The following is a 259-nucleotide window of genomic DNA, read 5'->3' on the forward strand; positions in this document are numbered from 1 at the left end:
GAGTGGACGCATCACTGGTGTTCGGGTTGTCATGCCAATGGCATTGCCCGGTAGCTAAATGCGGAAGAGATAAGTGCTGAAAGCATCTAAGCACGAAACTTGCCCCGAGATGAGTTCTCCCTGACTCCTTGAGAGTCCTGAAGGAACGTTGAAGACGACGACGTTGATAGGCCGGGTGTGTAAGCGCAGCGATGCGTTGAGCTAACCGGTACTAATGAACCGTGAGGCTTAACCTTACAACGCCGAAGATGTTTTGGCG

Annotated in this window: 1 rRNA gene; it reads left to right on the plus strand. The window is 52.1% G+C overall.

The features are described 5' to 3' along the window. Window positions 1-236 (plus strand): 23S ribosomal RNA (locus tag FQK12_RS13680); the annotation flags it as partial. Window positions 237-259 lie beyond the last annotated feature (23 nt).

Origin of the sequence: Klebsiella sp. ME-303 (genome assembly GCF_007910085.1) — a bacterium.
Lineage (GTDB): Bacteria > Pseudomonadota > Gammaproteobacteria > Enterobacterales > Enterobacteriaceae > Klebsiella > Klebsiella michiganensis.